Genomic DNA, 556 nt, shown 5'->3' on the forward strand with positions numbered 1-556 from the left:
AACGCTATATCTGCGTTGTGCTCTTTAATGATGCCGACGACTTTCAATAAGACGTCTTGTTTCACTTCGTGGTATCTCACCCAGTTCACGGTTTTCGTGAAGGTGTAGATAAAGAAGTTCAACGATGATGGGCCAAAGGTATCAAAGTTCACAATCAAGGTTTGGCGCGTATCGATGTCTTTGTGATTCTTTAACATTTCGCGCACTGCGGTGATGATTTCTGGCACTTTGTCGGCATCATCGTAACGTAAGCCCACCACTTCGTAGATTCGACGGTTTAGCATTCGGGAAGGGTTTTCTACCACGATGTTGCTAAACACGGAGTTCGGCACATAAAGTGGACGTTTATCAAACGTGCGGATGCTGGTCATGCGCCAACCAATGCGTTCTACGGTGCCCTCGATTTGACGATCTGGAGAGCGAATCCAATCGCCTACTTTGAATGGACGATCGAAGTAAATCATCAAACCACCGAAGAAGTTCGACAGCAAATCTTTTGCAGCAAGACCTACGATTAAGCCACCCACACCACCAAACGTCAGCAGACCAGACAGAG

General features: G+C 46.8%; 1 protein-coding gene. It reads right to left on the reverse strand.

Annotated features, from left to right (window positions below):
* On the reverse strand, positions 1-556 hold a 556-nt coding region (locus R8O11_RS30355; RefSeq protein ID WP_318195279.1), incomplete at both ends, for a mechanosensitive ion channel family protein.

It is taken from the genome of Vibrio sp. 1288, from assembly GCF_033344475.1.